Genomic DNA, 17675 nt, shown 5'->3' with positions numbered 1-17675 from the left:
GTCACCTGCCTCCGCAAGGCCTGCGTTCGGCCTCCTGAAGTCGCGAAGATCAAGATCAAGATCAAGATCAAGATCAACGGCAACGGCAACGGCAACGGCAACGGCAACGGCAACAGCAGGCGAATGGGCACTGCCAGAATCTCAGTTTACTGCTGGCCCAGCAGCTGAGCTGGGGTGCCGACCGGCGGATTGTGAGCAGTGGAAGCAAATTCGCACCCATTTGCAGTTGCTCCACGCGGCGTGGCGCCTTAGACTGCCGCCCCCTGTAAAAGAGTGCCGGTTGGCGCTTGAAGAATTCCGCTGGCGATGCATAGGCATCGACGGCACATGAATCGCCCAAATGCACATTTTTTCATAGAGAAATCGATGACCAAGGAACAGTTGCTGGCCATGTCGGCCGATGACTACATGAACGCCGACCAGCTTGCCTTCTTTACTGAGCTGCTGCAGGCGATGAAAGTCGAAACCCATGAACGCATCGAACTCAGCCGCACCACCATCGAAGGCCTGGACACTCCGTCAGACCCTGCCGACGTGGCTTCGGTCGAAGAAGAACGTAGCTGGCTGGTAAATGCCATCGACCGCGACCAGCGCCTGCTACCACAGCTGGAAATGGCCCTGGACCGTATTGCCGACGAAAGCTTCGGCTGGTGCGATGACAGTGGTGAGCCCATCGGCCTGAAGCGCTTGCTGATCAGCCCGACCACCAAGTACTGCATCGAAGCCCAGGAGCGCCACGAGCAGCTCGACCGCCACCAGCGCCAGGTATAAAACCGCGCGTGGTGCCAAGCCCCTCGGAGCTATCCCTGGGGCTTTTTGCGTTTCTCGACGAGACCGTTTTTGTTGCGCCTTACGAAACACTGCTGTACCGCGATGCGCTGTTTCCGCGTCACTGTCAGGCGTATCATGGCTTTATCGTTAGGGTGCTAATTAAATTCCGGAGGGGATGATGAATAGCCGAGTCGATGTGGCTGTGATGATAGGGTCGGGTGTGCCGGCCACCTTGCAGGCGCTGGGCAAGCGTATTTGCTGGGTAGTGCTGGTCAATGGAGAGCGTCGCGGCACCGCCTTCGCCACGCGCGAAGAAGCGCTTGAGTGCCAGGCTGCCTGGCAGCAGCAGCTGAAGAAAGGGCTGGCTGCCTGAAAATGTTTATTGCCTCTCGACGGGTTTCGGTGTTTTCGGGCATATTTGTCCTACAGTAATGCGCACATGGATGCCAGGGCTTGTCTTCTTGCAGGCTCACGCCATTGGTTGCGTTTTCTGGCGAGTGATTTCAGGCATCACGCTTCCCAAGCCGGGAATGAGCCAAACGCCTTCGGTTGAGGGCGAGTCTGGCAAACCAGAGTAAAGATTCCTGCACGCTGCATCGTCGGCGAGCACAGACATTTCGCATATCGCTTTATTACTCTTTTTGCCTATCGATAAGAAATGGCCGTGCCTCCCCGAGCTTGGGTGAGGGCGGGTTGTAACCGGTTGAGGATTACTTCATTGGCAGTCAGCACACTTGATACGCATGCGTTGTTCGCCCTGGGCGACTTGCGCGGTAAATTGGCCCAACTGTTTCAGGGCCGCTTCATCTATGTCACCGAACAGAGTCCCGAAGGCCTGTACATGGCCGAAATCGACACCGAGAGTGCACTGGTGGTCGATGACAAGCAGCGCCTTGAACTGAAAGTCGGCGACCACTTTCGTGCTGCCGTATTGCCCAGCCGCGAAGGTGGCAAGTTGGAAATGCGCTTTCGCGACATCAAGTTGAATGTGTATGGCGTGGGTGATTACGCCTTCGTTTCTGTGCCGGAAGGCGAGGGCATCGTATTTCGTGAAGGCCATGGCGTGATGCTGGTATTCGCCGCGCAGCAGCAAGTGCAGGAAGGCCTGGGCAAGTTGCTTAAAGCAGTGACTGGCAAGGTCGCCAAATGGCGCAAGGGTGAACTGACCACCTTCAAGGCCAGTGAATGACCGACAGTCACGACTCACCAGCCTCGCGGGCCGAGTTTCATCGGCAGCACCAGGCAGATGCCGTGGCTGAGGCAGAACGTTTGCTGGCCGGGCGTGAGAAGCTGCAAGGCGCCTGGTTGACTTGGGTGGCGGCTGAGCTCTATCGCCTCAGCCCGCCACCGTATGCCGCCATGGTACGGCGCGAGTTGCAGCGTCTCAGCCAAGGTTGAGACGGCAAACCTTCAATTGCCACGGTCTCGGCCGCTGCTGACCTCTTCAGGCACCGGCTCTTTCGACATGCGCTTGCGGAATAGCGCCGCCCGCGCCAGCAACAGCGTGGTTATCGGCACGGTGATCGACAGCAGGATCGGAATCAGCCACGCGTGGAGCACCGGGGTGCCCTTGAGCCACGAAAAGTAGATGATCGAGGCCAGTGCAACGCACCAGGCACCAAGGGTCGAGGCCAGCGCTGGCGGGTGCATGCGCTGGAAGTAGTCTTTCAGGCGTACCAGGCCTATAGCACCGACCAGCGCGAACAGGCTGCCGGTGAGCAGTAGCGCGGCGGTGACCAGCTCCAGCCAGAAGGGCAGTACCAGGGCTTCAGTCATTCGATCACCTCACCGCGCAGCAGAAACTTGGCCAAGGCAAACGAGCCGACGAAACCAAACAGTGCAATCAGCAGGGCACCTTCGAAGTAGGTGTCACTGGCATAACGGATACCCAGCACCAGCATGGTGAGCATGGCCAGGATGTACAGGTAGTCCAGGGCCAGCACGCGGTCTTGGGCGGACGGGCCACGGAACAGCCGGATCAGCGCCAGGCCCATGGCCAGGGCGAAGATGAACAGGCTGGCGAGGACGGCATTGGCGAGCAGGCCTGTCATTGGAAAATCTCCATAAGCGGGCGTTCGTAAGTGTCCTTGAAGTGCTGTATGAAGGCCGCTTCATCGTCCAGCTCAAACACATGCAGCAACAGCACGCTGCGGTCCAGTGCCAGTTCGGACCAGACTGTGCCAGGCACCACGGTGGTGATCATCGACAGCGCTGCCAGGCCGTGGGGGTCACGCAATGCCAATGGTATGTGAACGAACGCAGAGCGGGGCGGTTGCTTGCCGGCCCGCAGCACACCACGGGCCACCAGCAGGTTGGAGGTGATCACATCGATGCCGACCCGGCAGATGAGGCGGGCGATGGCCAGGGGGCGCCGTACGTGTGCATGCTGCGGGCGCAGGGGCGCCATCAACAGTGGCGCCAGTATGCCAAGTGCGGCGCCCAGCAGCAGGTTGCCGGGGCTGACCGAGAGGTTCAGCAGCAGCCACAGGCCAAACAGCGAGACCGATAACAGTGGAGCGGGGAACAGTCGGTTCATGGCTGCACCTGTACGTCGCGCGAGGTGGGGCCAGGAATCGGCTGGGCGGCCATCACGGCTTTGATATAGGCATCGGGGGCCTGCAGGCTGGCGGCAGTGTCCTGGGTGTAGCGCAGCAACGGCTCGGCCTTGAAGCTGAGGATGAGGCACAAGCCGAGCAGGATGACGATGGGCAGGCATTCATAGCGCCGCAGCACCGGTGACGGGCGCTCTTCGGGCTTCCAGAAACGCTGGATGCCGACGCGGCCGAAGGCGATCAGCGAGGCCATGCCGGACAGGATCAGCAACGCCACCAGGCCCCAGCCGGCGGCACTCAGCGGCTGCTCGGCCGGTACGCCGAGGCCCAGTGGATTGAACAGCGCGCTGATCAGGTTGAGCTTGCCTACAAAGCCCGACAGCGGCGGCATGCCGATGATCAGTAGAGCGCAGGCAATGAAGCTGAGGCCGAGGAAGGCCATGGTCCACGGGATGATCTGGCCGATTACCACCTGCTGTTCATCGTCGAGGTTGATGCCCTTGGGCGGGTGCAGCGATTCCAGTGGCGGTGGCATGGCGTCTTCTTCTTCGTCCAGCGGCGCTTCATTGGCTGAGCGTGAGCGTTCGACCAGTTCGGCGAGCAGGAACAGTGCGCACAGCGCAAGTGTCGAGTTGACCAAGTAGAACAGCGCCGCGCCGGTCAGGGCCGCCTGGGCAAAACCCACCGCACCCAGCAGCGTGCCGGCCGAAACCAGGATACTGAGTGCCGCCATACGCTCCAGGCGCTGTGCTGCCAGGATCGATACCGCTGCCACCGCCAGGGTAACCAGGCCGCCGTAAATCAGCCATTCGCCGCCGAAATGCGCCGAGGCCCCGGCCTGCCCGGAGAACAGCAGCGTCCACAGGCGCAGCACGGCGTACAGGCCGACTTTGGTCATGATGGCGAACAGTGCAGCCACCGGCGCGCTGGCTGACGCGTAAGCTGGCACCAGCCAGAAGTTCAGCGGCCAGATACCGGCCTTGACCAGGAAGGCCACGGCCAGGATTGCCGCGCCGGCATGCAGCAGGCCACGGTCGGCCTCCGGTACCAGTGGAACCTTCAGCGCCAGGTCGGCCATGTTCAGGGTGCCGGTCACGCCATACAGCATCGCTGCGCCGATCAGGAACAGTGACGAGGCAAACAGGTTGATAGCGATGTAGTGCAGGCCGGAACGCACCCGCGCACGCCCCGAACCATGCAGCAGCAAGCCATAGGAGGCAGCCAGCAGCACTTCGAAGAAGACGAACAGGTTGAATAGGTCGGCGGTGAGGAAGGCGCCGTACAGCCCCATCAACTGGATCTGGAACAGCGCATGGAAGCTGGCCCCTGCACCGTCCCAGCGGGCACGGGCAAACAGCAGGGCGCTGAAACCGATGACCCCGGTCAGGCTCAGCAAGAGCGCGGACAGGTGGTCCACTACCAGCACGATGCCAAACGGCGCTGGCCAGTTGCCTGGCAGGTACACGCCGATCGATGCTGCCTGGCCCTGTGTGCGCACCCACAGCAGCAGAGAGACCGCGATTGCCAGGCCGGTGAAGGTTGACAGCAGGTTCAGACTGGCCTTGATATGCCTGTGCTTTTCACCCAGCAGCAACATCATCGCCGCCGTAATCAGCGGCAGTAGAATGGGGGCGACAATCAGTTGGCTCATACCACTCATTCGTCACGCTCCCGGCCGTCCACGTGGTCGGTACCGGTCAGGCCGCGCGAGGCCAGCAGCACCACCAGGAACAGCGCGGTCATGGCAAAACTGATGACGATGGCGGTGAGCACCAGTGCCTGTGGCAGCGGGTCGGTGTAATGCAACAGGTCCTGGGTAACGCCATCCTTGATGATTGGCTCCTTGCCGATGAACAGGCTGCCCATGCTGAAGATGAACAGGTTGACCCCGTAAGAAAGCAGACACAGGCCCATGATCACCTGGTAGGTACGCGGGCGCAGGATCAGCCACACCCCGGAGGCAGCCAGCACGCCGATGGCGACTGCAATCACTTCTTCCATCAGGCGGCTCCTGCTTGGCTGGTTTTTGCCGGGTTGCCCGGGCGATAGGCGCGCACCGACTGGTGCGCCAGGGCCGTGAGGATCAGCAGGGTCGAGCCGACCACGACGGTGTATACGCCGATATCGAAGAACAGCGCGCTGGCCACGTGCACATCACCTAGCAACGGCAGGTGCAAGTGGGCGGTATGGGTGGTGAGGAACGGGTAACCCAGCAGCATGGCGCCGGCCCCGGTCAGGGTCGCGCACAGCAGCCCGGTGCCCATCCAGCGCAGCGGCCGCAGGCTCATCTGCGCCTCGACCCACTGGGTGCCGGCCACCATGTACTGGAGGATGAACGCCACCGACATGACCAAGCCAGCGACAAACCCGCCGCCGGGCTGGTTGTGCCCGCGCATGAACAGGTACATCGACACCAGCAAGGCGATCGGCAGCAGCAGGCGCACCAGCGCTGCCGGCACCATCATGAAGCCCAGCGCGGTATCGGTGGCATGCCGCGGGTTGATCAGGTCGGTGACCACGTCTGGCGCCAACTGGCGTTGTTGCGCCGGCAGCTGCATGCTCTCTTTCGGAGGACGGAAGCGCCGTAGCAGGGCGAACACGGTCAATGCCACAGCCACCAATACGGTGATTTCACCGAGGGTATCGAAGCCGCGGAAGTCGACCAGCATGACATTGACAACATTGGTGCCGCCGCCCTGAGGCAATGCACGGCTCAAATAGAACGAGGAAATGTCGTTGGGCGTCGGCCGGGTCAGCATGGCGTACGACAGCACGGCCATGCCGCCACCCACCAGCACGGCCAGCAGCAAGTCGCGCAGGCGGCGCATGCGCGCGCGCTCCAGGCTACCAGGCAGCGGCGACACGCCTTCGATACGCCGTGGCAGCCAGCGCAGGCCAAGCAGGATCAGCACGGTGGTGACCACTTCCACCACCAACTGGGTCAGTGCCAGGTCGGGCGCAGAGAACCAGACGAAAGTGATGCAGGTCATCAGGCCGCAGACGCTGACCATGATCAGTGCCGCCAGGCGGTGGTACTTGGCCTGATAGGCGGCGCCGATGGCGCAGGCAATGGCGATCAGCCACAGGGCGACGAACACGCCCGAACCGGGAATCTTCGGGCGATCACCCCAGCTCAGGCCGCTATACAGCATAGGCGTGAGGCCCGCGAGGAACGCGGCGAATACCAGCATGAACAGCTGCGACTGCAGTCGGCGGGTGGTGAGCACGCGCTCGATGCGACGCGCCAGCAGCATCAGGTGAACCTGGCCGTGCTCGAACAGTCGCTTGCCATTGAAGCGCTCGATCACGGGTGGGTAGGGGAAGCGGCCCAGGCGCAGTTGCTTGCGCAGCAACAGGTACAGGACGATGCCGCCGCTCATGGCGACCAGGCTCATGATCATCGGCGCGTTCCAGCCATGCCAGATGGCCAGGCTGTATTCCGGCAGGGTACCGCCAACCACCGGCAGGGCCGCAGCGGCCAACAGGGGGCCGACCGACTGAGTGGGGAAGATGCCCACTACCAGGCACGTGAGCACCAGCAGCTCCACCGGAGCACGCATCCAGCGTGGCGGCTCGTGCGGGGTATGGGGCAGGTCCTGGGCTGTCGGCCCGAAGAACACATCGACGGTAAAACGCAGGGCATACGCCACGCTGAAGGTGCCGGCCAGGGTGGCGATTACCGGCAGCGTGGCCTCGACCCAGGCGGTGGAACTGATGAATACCGTTTCGGCGAAGAACATTTCCTTCGACAGGAAGCCGTTCATCAGTGGAACGCCGGCCATCGACGCGCTGGCGACCATGGCCAGGGTCGCGGTGTAGGGCACCAGGCGGATCAGGCCGCTGAGGCGGCGAATGTCACGGGTGCCGCTCTCGTGGTCGATGATGCCGGCGGCCATGAACAGCGAGGCCTTGAAGGTGGCATGGTTGAGAATGTGGAATACCGCGGCGACGGCAGCCAGCGGGCTGTTAAGGCCCAGCAGCAGGGTAATCAGGCCCAGGTGGCTGATGGTCGAATAGGCCAGCAGGCCCTTGAGGTCATTCTGGAACATGGCGGCGAAAGCGCCGAGCAGCAGGGTGAGGGCACCGGCACCGCCGACGATCCAGAACCACTCCTCGCTACCGGAAAGTACCGGCCACAGGCGTGCCAGCAGGAACACCCCGGCCTTGACCATGGTTGCAGAGTGCAAATAGGCCGACACCGGTGTGGGCGCTGCCATGGCGTGGGGCAGCCAGAACTGGAAGGGAAACTGTGCGCTCTTGGTCAGGGCGCCGATGAGTATCAGGGGCAGCAGCACCGGGTAAAGCGCATGCTGGCGGATGGTATGCCCGGCAGCCAGAACCTTGTCCAGGTCATAGCTGCCGACCACATGGCCGAGCAGCAGGGCCCCTACCAGCAGGCACAAGCCGCCTGCGCCGGTTACCATCAGCGCCATGTAGGCGCCACGACGGGCGTCGGCGCGGTGGTGCCAGTAGCCGATCAGCAGGAAGGAGAACAGGCTGGTCAGTTCCCAGAAGAACACCAGTTGGATCAGGTTGCCGGAGATGACCAGGCCGAGCATGGCGCCCATGAAGGCCAGGAAGAACGCGAAGAAGCGTGGTACCGGATCTTGTGGTGACATGTAGTAGCGGGCATACAGCGATACCAGTGCGCCAATGCCCAGTACCAGCAACGAGAACAGCCAGGCAAAGCCGTCCATGCGCAACACCAGGTTCATTCCCAGGCTGGGCAGCCACAGGAACTCTTCGCGAATGACGCCACCATGGGCAACCTGAGGGTACAGAAGTGCTACCTGGACGGTGCCGACCAGGGCTACGAGCCCGGCAAGAATGGACTCGGCGTTACGTGCGTTGTGCGGCAGCACAGCTGCCAGGCAACTGCCCACGAACGGCAGAAGCAATAGCACTATCAAGGACATAGCGGCCTATTCTGGAGAAGTTTGCAAAGAATCATACGTGCCGAGGTGTTTATCACCAACACGCAAGCTGTCGCAGGATCCTACAAACCGGCTGTGACAAGCGTTTTTTTTATAACAGTTTTTTACAAAGAATAGCCGCTGTTGACCGTTTTACAGCCCCGCCTGGCGTTCGCCCGGGTTCTGCACATCGCATGTTTCGACGGTTTCACGAGGGCGCCGCACCTTGAGTTCACTGACCACTACGGCAACCACGATCAGCAGGCCGCCGAGCAGCGCCACGCCAGGCAGGCGCTCGCCAGCCAGACGCCCGACGATGCCGGCCCACACCGGTTCACCGGCATAGATGAGTGTGGCGCGGGTAGGCGAAACCGACTTCTGTGCCCAGTTCATCGCCACCTGGATCACTGCACTCATTGCGCCCAGGCCCACTGCGCTGGCCAGCAACAGCCAGGAGAAGTCGGGGATGCGCTCCTGGGTCGGCACGATCATCACAAACGCCAGCAGCGATGCAGTCGCCAATTGCACCACCGTAACCCGGCGCACATCGACCTGACCGGCGTAGCGGCTGATCAGAATGATTTCACCGGCGATGGCCACGGCGCTGATCAGGGTGACCAGTTCGCCCTCGCTGAAACGCAGGCTGCCGCCTTCCGGCCCGGCCAGCAGCATCAGGCCGATGAATGCCAGGCAGATACCCATGCTGGGCATCAGGCCAGGCCGCCGCCCCAGCACCAGCCACTGCAGCAGCGGCACGAACGGGACGTACAGCGCAGTGATGAACGCTGACTGGCTGCTGCTGATGGTTTGCAGGCCCATGGTCTGCAGGCCATAGCCGAGCATGATCGACACGCCGATCAGCATGCCGGCCTTCAGTTCGGTGAAGGTCAGGCCGGGCAGCGCACGTGCTGAGACCACACCAACGAACAGCGCGGCTGCCGCGAAACGCAGGCCGACGAAGAACATCGGGCCGCTGACGGTCATTACGTTATGCACCAACAGGAAAGTGCCGCCCCACAACATGGTGATGAATACCAGCACCAGTTCGGCCTTGCTGAGGCGAAAGGTGACGGCAGGAGTAGGCTTGCTGTTGGGCTGGTTCATGGTCTTGCACACTCGGAAAGGGCGGCGCACAATCGCCGCAAAAGTGGGCAGTATACTGCGCAATCCTGATCAGTGAGCAATATAGTGCACAAGGATTCTTCGCACCGGGCATCGGTGCTGCAACATGTCAGCCTCAATGTGCGCAGTCTGCGCAACGCCGCCGGCTTGAGTCAGGCGGCGCTGGCCGAGCGTTCAGGGGTCAGTCGGCGCATGCTGGTCGCGATCGAGGCGGGCGAGAAGAATGTCAGCCTGACCACATTGGACCTGATTGCCGAAGCCTTGGGCGTGGCTTTCAGTACCCTGATCCAGGCGCCAGACCTGCGCGACCCCGGGCGCATTGAAGAGCTGGCGTGGGCCGGCGAACACCCGCAGAGCAGAGCGGTGTTGCTGGGCACCAGCCCGGCAAGGCGCGAGGTGGAACTTTGGGAATGGACCCTGGCACCAGGGGAGTGCTATTGCAGTGAGGCCGATGCCGAAGGCTGGAGCGAGCAGATTTATGTGGTCGATGGGCAGCTGACGCTGATCATCGAAGAGGTCGAGCATCGCTTGCAGGTGGGGCAGTTCCATGTGTTCCCCAGCAACTGCCGGTATGCCTACCGTAACGATGGTGTGGTGGCTGTTAGGTTTGTGCGCAATGTGGCGATTTGAGCCTGCAGGCTTTGGGGCTGCTGTGCGGCCCCAAAGGTCTCAAGCTGATCAGTTTTTCAGCAGCTCGTCGGTCTTCACCACATCGGCATACGCAAACGCCAGCGCCGCCATCGCCGAATCGTGCACATGAGCCGCCGGCACCTGCTTGCCGTCGAAGGTCAGTGGCAGGGTTGCGCAGGCATCGTGCGCCACGGTCACTTGATAGCCCATATCGGCCGCAGCCCGGGTGGCAGCGTCAATGCACATGTGGCTCATGCTGCCGACGATGGTCAGCGCCTCGACGCCATGCCGGTCCAGCGTGTGCTCAAGATCGGTGCCGAGAAAGGCGTTGACCTTGTGCTTGAGCACCACCGGCTCGCCCGGCAATGGCTCGACCTTGGCGTGGATGGCCGCACCCTGCGAACCGGGGGTAAAGAAGGGTGCATCGGCAGTGTCGAACTCATGCCGCACATGCACCACCAGGTCGCCGCGCTGGCGTGCTGCCGCCAGCAGGCGGGCAGCGTTGTCGGCCGCCTGGTCGACGCCATCGAGGGGCCACTTGCCGCCCGGGAAGTAGTCGTTCTGGATGTCGATGATGATCAGTGCCTGCTTGCTCATGCTGCCTCCTGTGGCAGTAGTCGTCGAGAGACGTTAGTTATAGGCTGTGTTCACTCACCTGAGGATTGGCGCGAGCGACACTATGCGGGCAAAAACTGACACCGGCGCTAACCTGGATATCGGCTTGCTGCTATACCCCGGCGTGCAGCGGGCCGCTGTGCATGGCCTGGCCGACCTGTTCCTGGTGGCCAACCGGGTTGCGGCCGAACTGGGGGCCGTCGAGTTGCCGCGCATTCGCGTCAGTTGCTGGCAGGCAGATGAGGCGGGGCAGTTGTTGCCTGCGTCGGATAACTCAGCTGTCACTGTACCGGGCCTGCGCGTCCTGATCATTCCGCCAAGCCTGGAGTCGGCACCGCAAGGCGAGTTGCTCGAACGTCATCGCGCGCCACTGTGCCTGCTGCACGGGCGTGGTACGGTGCTGGCGTCGGTATGCATCGGTGTATTTTTCATTGCCGCCAGCGGTTTGCTCGACGGGCGCCCGGCCTGCACGCACTGGAACTATGTGCAGGCGCTTGCCCAGCGCTTCCCAAGGGTGCGGGTAGAGGCCCAGCAGCCGTTGCTGGATGACGGCGACATCGTGACCTCGGCAGGGTTGATGGCCTGGACGGACCTCGGCTTGCGCCTGCTGGAGCGCTTTTTGGGGGCGACGGTGGCTCAGGAGACTGCCCGCTATCTGGCCGTCGATCCGGTCGCGGCGCCGCTGCCCGGCGCTGTGTTCAACCCGCGCCTGGACCACGGCGACGAGGCCGTGTTGAAGGTGCAGCACTGGTTGCAGGGCAATGGCGGGCAGGATGCCGACCTGGCCACGATGGCGGCCTGCGCGGGGCTGGAGGCGCGCACTTTCTTGCGGCGCTTTCGTGCCGCTACCGGGCTGCGCCCGACCGAGTATTGCCAGCAGGTGAGGGTGGGGCGGGCGTGCCGCTTGCTGGAGTTTACCCGGCGCACCGTCGAACAGATCGCGTGGGGTGTCGGTTACCAGGATCCGGGCGCGTTTCGCAAGGTATTCCAGCGTGTCATCGGCCTTACCCCGAGTGACTATCGGCGGCGGTTTGCGGTATCCAGCCAGGGTCTGTAGAAACCACTTGACCTTGACTTTACTTGAGGTTTTACCCTGCTCGACATCGCGCTGCATGCGTACGTAGCCAGGAGACTGTCGATGTTGGCAACACCTCATGCCTTGTGGTTCACCCAGATGATCGAATACGAAGTGCCCAGTATGTACCAGCAAGCATTGGCTCAGGCCCTGGTGGAGCGTAGTGAAGCATTGGCTGCGCGTTGCGAAGGGCTGCAGGGTGTGAGTATCCAGGCCAGCGACGATGGCTGCCGAGTATTGCAGTACCTGCAATGGCAGTCACGCCAGGCCTGGGCTGCGGCGGCCGTGCACTTCGTCGAGGAATCGTTTCTTGACCTGCTGGGCCAGCATCAGGCACGCGGTGTCAACTTCGCCGCCTACCAGGCCCTGCGCAGCCTGGTGCGCGGGGACGATGGCGTCCTGCATTGCCAGATGGGCGGTCCTCAGGCATACCAAGGTGCGTAGTGCGGGTAGCGATCCAGGCGGGCACCGATGACCATTTCGCTGATCCATGCCGCCAGGAGCGAGCTGTACGCTTTCTGGCTCTGTTCGCTGGACAGCGCGTGGTCGGCGCCGTCGACGATGCGATGGGTGAGCGAGTGGGCGTTGACGAACGCCGAGCGGTAATTCATCAAGGTACTGTGCGGCACGTAGTCATCCTGCTCGGACTCCACCAGCAATACATCCCCGCCGAATTCGGCGCACGCGGCCAGCGCGCGGTTGTCGGCCGGGCCCAGGGGGCGCTGGCGATAGGCATTCAGGCGTTGACGGTCAAGGGTTTGCTTCGGGCTGCCCCATTCGTCATCCCAGTACATGGCAGGTACCCGCAGGGCCAGCCACCTGACCGGCCGTTCGCGGGTCAGCAGAGTCGCCAGGTAACCGCCATAGCTGCTGCCGATAATGGCGATGGCGCTGTTGTCGACCGCCGGGTGGCTGACCAGTCGATCGTAAGCCACCAGCAAGTCCTGCAGGTTTTGTTCACGGGTGACCGTGAGGCGCTGGCTTTCAGTTTTTTCGTGACCGCGCAGGTCGAAGGTCATGCACACGCATCCCAGTCCGGTGATATGCCGGGCGCGGGCCAGGTCACGTTGCTGGCTGCCGCCCCAGCCGTGTACGAAGAGAATGCCCGGCATTTTGGTGCCCGGGCTGACCAAGGTGCCGGCGATGTGGTCATTCTCGACCTGCAGTTCAACGGTTTCACTCTGAATGGCCATGGTCGCGAATCCGCGCAAATTTGCTGAGTTGTCCGAGTTCACTGTCGTTTCCTTGGTAAAAGAGGGTGGCGTCAGCGGGCAGGTCGGGGTTGCCGAATACTTCGTGGGTGGAAGCACGCACCCGTTGCAATGCGGGGTCATCGGCAAATGCCTGCAGGGCCAACAGTTCGGCACTGCTGGCACCACCCAGGCGCCAGGATTGTTCGAGCACCCCGCTGCACAGATGGCCCGAAGGGCTGATGCCGCGGGCGATGTCATAGTTGCGACGTGAGGCGACAAAGCCCGGGAAGTGCTGCTCGGCGGCTTGTTCGTAAACCATGGCCTGGTTGATGGCAAGGCGCAGGTGGTCTTCTAGTGGGAGCTGTAGCAACGCCTGATAGTCGCCACGTACCACCACCAGGTCAGAACCGCCGTAGACCTCGGTACCCTGATGGTCACGTGTCAGTTGCTGGGTGCCGTGGTAGCTGCAGGTCAAGCCGGCGACGCGCACCTGGCCGACGCTGAAGGTTTGCACCTCGCTCAGGTCTTCTTCGAGCACCAGGCCCCACTGCGCCAACGTTTGGTCATCCATATCGGCCAGCAGAGGCTCCAGGGCATCTGCAGTGGTGATGACCTGTTGCCCGCGTCCCGCACAAGCCAGTACCGGCTTGACCCTCAGCGGGCCGTCGAGCAGCAGCAACTGTGCGGCAGTGCGAGCGTCGGCTTTGCTGAACACGGTGTAGCCGCGCAGCAGGGCATCGCTGGCCTGTCGGGCGAAGTCGTCGGTCCAGCCTGGCGGGAAGCTGGCCCCGGCGGGTAACGGGTGAGAGATCGCCTTGGTCGCCATGTAGGGGTACGGCACCATGCCGCCAAACAGGTCCTGTTCGCTGCAAATACCCAAGCCGGCATATCGTCTGGGGTCGATCAGGGTCTCGGTTGGCAGATAATAGTAGGCATCGGCTGCATCTGGCGGCCGCATGGGCTGTATAAGTGGGCAGCCCAGCAAACGTGCCAGGCCTTCGGCAAGCTTGAGATGAACGCCGTGCTCGTGTTCGGGCGTGTGGTCGCGGGTGTCAAGCAACACCACGCCGGCTTTCGGTTCGAGGGCACTGGGCATGGTCATTTGCCTGTGTGCAATGAATGTACTGTGTGTGAAGCCGGTGTCCTGGGGAAGTTCAGGGAAACTTGATCGGTGGTCCTGGTCCTGTTGTAGGAAGTGTCCTATTGGCACAGGGCGTCGTGGGCAAGGCATGCCGTATCTTGGTCGTCGCGATTGCAGCGCCCTGGCGGCTGTTCCATTATCGGCCTATTGGATCAACCGTTATGAAGCCGCAGGAGAGCGCATGAACGTCCAGACCACCCTTGAGCAAAGCGTGCCGCAGCGACTGGTGCACGTGCGCCAAGCCATGGCGGCAGGAGGCATCGATGCCTTGCTGGTCCCCTCGGCCGACCCCCACCTATCCGAATACCTGCCCGGTTACTGGCAGGGGCGCCAGTGGCTTTCGGGGTTCCATGGCTCGGTTGGTACGCTGGTGGTCACCCCCGGCTTTGCCGGGCTGTGGGTCGACAGCCGCTACTGGGAGCAGGCAGCTCAGGAGCTGAAGGGCAGCGGCATCGAACTGATGAAACTGTTGCCGGGCAAACCCGGGGCGTTGGAATGGTTGGGCGAAAATGTCGAGCCCAACGGTCGCGTGGCAGTGGATGGTGCGGTCATGGCCCTGGCTTCGGCGCGCCAGCTGGCTGAGCGGCTGAAGGCGCGTGGAGCGCAGCTGGTAACAGACATGGACCTGCTGGGTCAGGTCTGGGACGGGCGCCCGGCGCTGCCAGGTAACCCGGTGTACCAGCACCTGCCGCCACACGCCACGGTGAGCCGGGCGGAAAAGCTCGCGCAATTGCGCCAGGGCATCCAGGCCAAGGGTGCCGACTGGCACTTCATCGCTACCCTGGATGACATTGCCTGGCTGTTCAACCTGCGCGGCAGCGATGTCTCCTACAATCCGGTTTTCCTGGCCTTTGCCCTGATCAATCAGCAGCAGGCCATCCTGTTCGTGGGCCAGGACAAGGCGGACGCACACCTGCGCCATGTGCTGGAGGTCGACGGCATCGAGGTGCGCGACTACAGCGAAGCAGGCAAGGTGCTAGGCACCGTTCCCGCGGGGGCGCGGCTGCTGGTGGACCCGGCACGGGTCACCTGCGGCCTGCTGGACAACCTGGCGGCAGAGGTGGTTCTTGTCGAGGGGCTCAACCCCACCACGCTGAGCAAGTCCTGCAAGGGTGACGACGACCTGGTGCATATTCGCCAGGTCATGGAGCAGGACGGCGCAGCCTTGTGCGAGTTTTTCGCCTGGTTCGAGGCCAACCTCGGCCGGGAGGTCATTACCGAGCTGACGGTTGACGAGCAATTGAGTGCCGCGCGTGCTCGACGGCCGAATTTCGTGTCACTGAGCTTTTCTACCATTGCCGCCTTCAATGGTAATGGCGCGATGCCACACTACCGTGCCACCGAGCAGTCGCATGCGCTCATCGAGGGTAATGGCTTGCTGCTGATCGACTCGGGCGGTCAATACCTGGGCGGCACTACCGACATCACCCGCATGGTGCCTGTCGGTAACCCAAGCCAGGCACAGAAGCAGGACTGCACCCGTGTACTGAAGGGCATGATTGCCTTGTCGCGTGCCACGTTCCCGCGAGGGATACTGTCGCCGTTGCTCGACGCCATTGCCCGGGCGCCGATCTGGGCTGACCAGGTCGACTATGGCCATGGTACCGGCCATGGGGTGGGCTACTTCATGAACGTGCATGAGGGGCCTCAAGTGATCGCCTACCAGGCGGCACCTGCACCGCAGACGGCGATGCAAGTGGGCATGATCAGCTCGATCGAGCCGGGTACGTACCGCCCGGGGCAGTGGGGCGTTCGCATCGAGAACCTGGTGGTCAACCGCGAAGCGGGGAAGAGTGCCTTTGGTGACTTCCTGCAGTTCGAAACCTTGACGCTGTGCCCTATCGACACCCGCTGTCTGTTGCCCGAGTTGCTGACCAAGGAGGAAGTGGAGTGGCTGAACGGCTACCACGCCTGCGTGCGTGAGCGCCTGGCGCCCTTGCTCCAAGGGGATGCGCTAGCCTGGTTGGAGGTGCGTACTGCACCGCTGTAATGCAGGGGAAAAGGGCAGTTTGCAAACTGCCCTTTTCTCTATTTACAGATGATGATCATGCTCCGGCTGGTGTAACCCGCCGGGTTGATGCCGAACAAATAGTCACCGGCCTCTTCATCGCTATCGCCCGAGCGCGCAATGACCCGGTAGCCGCGCGTGCTGCAGGCGCTTGCGGCCTTGCTGTAGCAGTTGTCCCATGAGGAAGAAAGGCCGGAGCAATTGATATGCAGGCCCTTCTTGCCCCTTTTCACCTCGGTCTTGGCTGTGGCGGCACATCCAGCAATGGCCAAGATGGCCAGGATGAGAAAAATTCGTTTCATTCCTGTCCTTAAATGCAGGGCAAATCAGTTATCACGACCCTGTCGTTGTCGCTTCGGTTCTTCCTGAACCTTCTCTCGGCGTCCGTGTTCGGCCCAGTAGATAGCGTAAAGATGATGATTCTGTGACAGCTTAATCAGCGAGACAGGCTGCTACAATCATTAATCCTTTCTCAAATGAAAATATTTCTCATGTCAGTCTGCTGCGATGGCCGGGCTGGGCGCCTTGCGCATGGACAGGGTGGTGCCGACCGAGGCGGTAATGATTGCCAGAATCGCCAGCCATTGAGTGAGCGTCAGCACCTCGCCGAGGAAAAGCAGGCCGGACAATGCGCCAAATGCCGGTTCGATGCTCATCAGGGTGCCGAACGTGCGCGCCGGAATCCGCGTGAGGGCAACCATTTCCAGGCTGTATGGCAGGGCGGTGGACAGTATTGCAACGGCAAACGCCATGGGGATCACGGCAGGTGTGAGCAGAGCGCTACCGGCGTGGGCGATACCGATGGGGGCGACGAACAGGGCCGCGACCACCACCCCCAGGGCCGCGCTCTGGATGCCGTGCTCGGCCCCTGCACGTTGCCCGAACAGGATGTACAGCGCCCAGCACACACCCGCCCCCAGCGCATAGGCGGCGCCCACTGGGTCGAGTGCCTGACCGCTGTGACCTGCCGGCAGCAACAGCAGCAGGCCTGCGATGGCCAGGGCAATCCACAGGAAATCGATCGCTCGGCGCGAGGAGAAGATCGCCACGGTCAACGGGCCGGTGAATTCCAGGGCGACGGCGATACCGATTGGTACCGTTTGCAGGGCCATATAGAAGAGGAAGTTCATGCCGCCCAGTGCCATGCCGTAGATGACCACGTTGCGCAACGTATTGGCGGTCATGCGTACCCGCCACGGGCGCAATATAAGCAGCATGATGATGCTGGCGAAGATCAGGCGCAGGGTGGTGGTGCCTTGTGCGCCGATGATTGGGAACATGCTTTTGGCCAGGGAGGCGCCGGACTGAATCGAGGCCATGGCGATAAGCAGTAGGCCGATCGGGAAGAGGGTGGCGGCCAGGCTGCGGGGTTGGGTGTTCATTTAAGTGCGGCAATCCTTGGGCGGGGAGGTGGTGAGCAATATAGTGCGCAATTGGTGGGGGAGGTGGTAGCCCTCAAGCGGCTTTGCCAGAAATATTTCAAATCATTGAAATTAAAGGTTGACCTTCTCGATGGCCTCCCTATAATGCGCACCACTCCAACGCGGTAGCGAAGCAAAGCTAGCCACTGTGTTGAGTCAAGTGTTTGAAGCTAAACGAGTTTCTCGCAAAAAACTTCAAAATAAACGCTTGACAGGCTCTGAGGAAAGCGTAGA

The 17675-nt window shown here is 62.1% G+C and carries 20 protein-coding genes; 8 read left to right on the top strand and 12 right to left on the bottom strand.

The window, feature by feature from the left end; all coding sequences use genetic code 11:
• Positions 1–366 precede the first annotated feature (366 nt).
• From QYE47_RS26505 to QYE47_RS26490, 4 genes are all read left to right on the top strand, one after another.
• A complete protein-coding gene (locus QYE47_RS26505; RefSeq protein ID WP_003250099.1) occupies positions 367–771 on the top strand; it encodes a TraR/DksA family transcriptional regulator in 405 nt (134 codons plus the stop codon).
• Positions 772–949: 178 nt separating this feature from the next.
• Entirely contained in the window at positions 950–1144 is a 195-nt protein-coding gene (locus QYE47_RS26500) for a hypothetical protein (RefSeq protein WP_012271507.1), read from the top strand.
• Positions 1145–1489: 345 nt separating this feature from the next.
• Positions 1490–1960, top strand: a complete 471-nt coding sequence (locus tag QYE47_RS26495) for a hypothetical protein (protein ID WP_014591718.1) — start codon at positions 1490–1492, stop codon at positions 1958–1960.
• Positions 1957–2169, top strand: coding sequence for a hypothetical protein (locus tag QYE47_RS26490; protein ID WP_010953202.1), 213 nt, complete (start codon positions 1957–1959; stop codon positions 2167–2169). Before QYE47_RS26495 ends, QYE47_RS26490 begins: the two co-directional genes overlap by 4 nt.
• Positions 2170–2181: 12 nt before the next feature.
• On the opposite strand, the gene QYE47_RS26485 is transcribed toward QYE47_RS26490, so the two are convergent.
• The 7 genes from QYE47_RS26485 to QYE47_RS26455 form a co-directional block, all read right to left on the bottom strand.
• Complete coding sequence (locus QYE47_RS26485; protein ID WP_003250107.1) at positions 2182–2547, bottom strand: Na+/H+ antiporter subunit G; 366 nt, start codon at positions 2545–2547, stop codon at positions 2182–2184.
• The gene (locus QYE47_RS26480; RefSeq protein ID WP_003250109.1) at positions 2544–2822 is read right to left on the bottom strand and encodes a K+/H+ antiporter subunit F; all 279 of its coding nucleotides are present in this window, start codon (positions 2820–2822) and stop codon (positions 2544–2546) included. The genes QYE47_RS26485 and QYE47_RS26480 overlap by 4 nt, the downstream gene beginning before the upstream one ends.
• Complete coding sequence (locus QYE47_RS26475) at positions 2819–3307, bottom strand: Na+/H+ antiporter subunit E (RefSeq protein WP_014591717.1); 489 nt, start codon at positions 3305–3307, stop codon at positions 2819–2821. Before QYE47_RS26475 ends, QYE47_RS26480 begins: the two co-directional genes overlap by 4 nt.
• Entirely contained in the window at positions 3304–4983 is a 1680-nt protein-coding gene (locus tag QYE47_RS26470) for a monovalent cation/H+ antiporter subunit D (protein ID WP_019437601.1), read from the bottom strand. Before QYE47_RS26470 ends, QYE47_RS26475 begins: the two co-directional genes overlap by 4 nt.
• Complete coding sequence (locus tag QYE47_RS26465) at positions 4980–5324, bottom strand: Na+/H+ antiporter subunit C (protein ID WP_003250128.1); 345 nt, start codon at positions 5322–5324, stop codon at positions 4980–4982. Before QYE47_RS26465 ends, QYE47_RS26470 begins: the two co-directional genes overlap by 4 nt.
• Complete coding sequence (locus tag QYE47_RS26460; RefSeq protein ID WP_070384141.1) at positions 5324–8239, bottom strand: monovalent cation/H+ antiporter subunit A; 2916 nt, start codon at positions 8237–8239, stop codon at positions 5324–5326. The genes QYE47_RS26465 and QYE47_RS26460 overlap by 1 nt, the downstream gene beginning before the upstream one ends.
• A gap of 150 nt (positions 8240–8389) precedes the next feature.
• Positions 8390–9340 (bottom strand): DMT family transporter, encoded by a 951-nt coding sequence (locus QYE47_RS26455; protein WP_019437603.1) that lies wholly within the window; start codon positions 9338–9340, stop codon positions 8390–8392.
• A gap of 84 nt (positions 9341–9424) precedes the next feature.
• Between QYE47_RS26455 and QYE47_RS26450 the strand changes: the two genes are divergently transcribed.
• The gene (locus tag QYE47_RS26450) at positions 9425–9988 is read left to right on the top strand and encodes a helix-turn-helix domain-containing protein (RefSeq protein WP_014591713.1); all 564 of its coding nucleotides are present in this window, start codon (positions 9425–9427) and stop codon (positions 9986–9988) included.
• Between the two features lie 48 nt (positions 9989–10036).
• Here the strand turns inward: QYE47_RS26450 and QYE47_RS26445 are convergent, their stop codons facing one another.
• The gene (locus QYE47_RS26445; RefSeq protein ID WP_014591712.1) at positions 10037–10585 is read right to left on the bottom strand and encodes a cysteine hydrolase family protein; all 549 of its coding nucleotides are present in this window, start codon (positions 10583–10585) and stop codon (positions 10037–10039) included.
• 82 nt (positions 10586–10667) lie between these two features.
• Here QYE47_RS26445 and QYE47_RS26440 point away from each other — a divergent pair, with 82 nt between their 5' ends.
• Positions 10668–11660 (top strand): GlxA family transcriptional regulator, encoded by a 993-nt coding sequence (locus QYE47_RS26440; protein ID WP_014591711.1) that lies wholly within the window; start codon positions 10668–10670, stop codon positions 11658–11660.
• Positions 11661–11741: 81 nt separating this feature from the next.
• Positions 11742–12122, top strand: coding sequence for an antibiotic biosynthesis monooxygenase (locus tag QYE47_RS26435; protein ID WP_010953211.1), 381 nt, complete (start codon positions 11742–11744; stop codon positions 12120–12122).
• Here the strand turns inward: QYE47_RS26435 and QYE47_RS26430 are convergent.
• Together QYE47_RS26430 and QYE47_RS26425 are read right to left on the bottom strand one after the other, a co-directional pair.
• Entirely contained in the window at positions 12101–12871 is a 771-nt protein-coding gene (locus tag QYE47_RS26430; protein WP_019437607.1) for an alpha/beta hydrolase, read from the bottom strand. The genes QYE47_RS26435 and QYE47_RS26430 overlap by 22 nt on opposite strands.
• Positions 12855–13973, bottom strand: a complete 1119-nt coding sequence (locus QYE47_RS26425) for a DUF3182 family protein (protein WP_041167036.1) — start codon at positions 13971–13973, stop codon at positions 12855–12857. Before QYE47_RS26425 ends, QYE47_RS26430 begins: the two co-directional genes overlap by 17 nt.
• A 220-nt stretch (positions 13974–14193) precedes the next feature.
• On the opposite strand from QYE47_RS26425, the gene QYE47_RS26420 reads away from it, so the two are divergent.
• A complete protein-coding gene (locus tag QYE47_RS26420; RefSeq protein WP_070384140.1) occupies positions 14194–16002 on the top strand; it encodes an aminopeptidase P family protein in 1809 nt (602 codons plus the stop codon).
• Between the two features lie 38 nt (positions 16003–16040).
• Here the strand turns inward: QYE47_RS26420 and QYE47_RS26415 are convergent, their stop codons facing one another.
• Positions 16041–16322 (bottom strand): hypothetical protein, encoded by a 282-nt coding sequence (locus QYE47_RS26415; RefSeq protein WP_014591706.1) that lies wholly within the window; start codon positions 16320–16322, stop codon positions 16041–16043.
• Between the two features lie 192 nt (positions 16323–16514).
• The gene (gene rhtA, locus QYE47_RS26410; protein ID WP_014591705.1) at positions 16515–17402 is read right to left on the bottom strand and encodes a threonine/homoserine exporter RhtA; all 888 of its coding nucleotides are present in this window, start codon (positions 17400–17402) and stop codon (positions 16515–16517) included.
• Positions 17403–17675: the final 273 nt, after the last annotated feature.

The sequence above is a fragment of the Pseudomonas sp. 2,4-D genome, assembly GCF_030418155.1.
Lineage (GTDB): Bacteria > Pseudomonadota > Gammaproteobacteria > Pseudomonadales > Pseudomonadaceae > Aquipseudomonas > Aquipseudomonas alloputida.
Note: the sequence above shows the minus strand (reverse complement) of the source record. Positions and strands in the feature narration are given on the sequence as shown.

Bases quoted from the DNA above. Each gene is read 5' to 3' on its own strand.
- QYE47_RS26455 (WP_019437603.1), bottom strand. From the start codon at position 9,340: ATGAACCAGCCCAACAGCAAGCCTACTCCTGCCGTCACCTTTCGCCTC.
- QYE47_RS26490 (WP_010953202.1), top strand. From the start codon at position 1,957: ATGACCGACAGTCACGACTCACCAGCCTCGCGGGCCGAGTTTCATCGG.
- QYE47_RS26505 (WP_003250099.1), top strand. From the start codon at position 367: ATGACCAAGGAACAGTTGCTGGCCATGTCGGCCGATGACTACATGAAC.
- QYE47_RS26475 (WP_014591717.1), bottom strand. From the start codon at position 3,307: ATGAACCGACTGTTCCCCGCTCCACTGTTATCGGTCTCGCTGTTTGGC.
- QYE47_RS26440 (WP_014591711.1), top strand. From the start codon at position 10,668: ATGCGGGCAAAAACTGACACCGGCGCTAACCTGGATATCGGCTTGCTG.
- QYE47_RS26485 (WP_003250107.1), bottom strand. From the start codon at position 2,547: ATGACTGAAGCCCTGGTACTGCCCTTCTGGCTGGAGCTGGTCACCGCC.
- QYE47_RS26460 (WP_070384141.1), bottom strand. From the start codon at position 8,239: ATGTCCTTGATAGTGCTATTGCTTCTGCCGTTCGTGGGCAGTTGCCTG.
- QYE47_RS26445 (WP_014591712.1), bottom strand. From the start codon at position 10,585: ATGAGCAAGCAGGCACTGATCATCATCGACATCCAGAACGACTACTTC.
- QYE47_RS26480 (WP_003250109.1), bottom strand. From the start codon at position 2,822: ATGACAGGCCTGCTCGCCAATGCCGTCCTCGCCAGCCTGTTCATCTTC.
- QYE47_RS26415 (WP_014591706.1), bottom strand. From the start codon at position 16,322: ATGAAACGAATTTTTCTCATCCTGGCCATCTTGGCCATTGCTGGATGT.
- QYE47_RS26465 (WP_003250128.1), bottom strand. From the start codon at position 5,324: ATGGAAGAAGTGATTGCAGTCGCCATCGGCGTGCTGGCTGCCTCCGGG.
- QYE47_RS26420 (WP_070384140.1), top strand. From the start codon at position 14,194: ATGAACGTCCAGACCACCCTTGAGCAAAGCGTGCCGCAGCGACTGGTG.
- QYE47_RS26500 (WP_012271507.1), top strand. From the start codon at position 950: ATGAATAGCCGAGTCGATGTGGCTGTGATGATAGGGTCGGGTGTGCCG.
- QYE47_RS26435 (WP_010953211.1), top strand. From the start codon at position 11,742: ATGTTGGCAACACCTCATGCCTTGTGGTTCACCCAGATGATCGAATAC.
- QYE47_RS26425 (WP_041167036.1), bottom strand. From the start codon at position 13,973: ATGACCATGCCCAGTGCCCTCGAACCGAAAGCCGGCGTGGTGTTGCTT.
- QYE47_RS26470 (WP_019437601.1), bottom strand. From the start codon at position 4,983: ATGAGTGGTATGAGCCAACTGATTGTCGCCCCCATTCTACTGCCGCTG.
- QYE47_RS26430 (WP_019437607.1), bottom strand. From the start codon at position 12,871: ATGGCCATTCAGAGTGAAACCGTTGAACTGCAGGTCGAGAATGACCAC.
- rhtA (WP_014591705.1), bottom strand. From the start codon at position 17,402: ATGAACACCCAACCCCGCAGCCTGGCCGCCACCCTCTTCCCGATCGGC.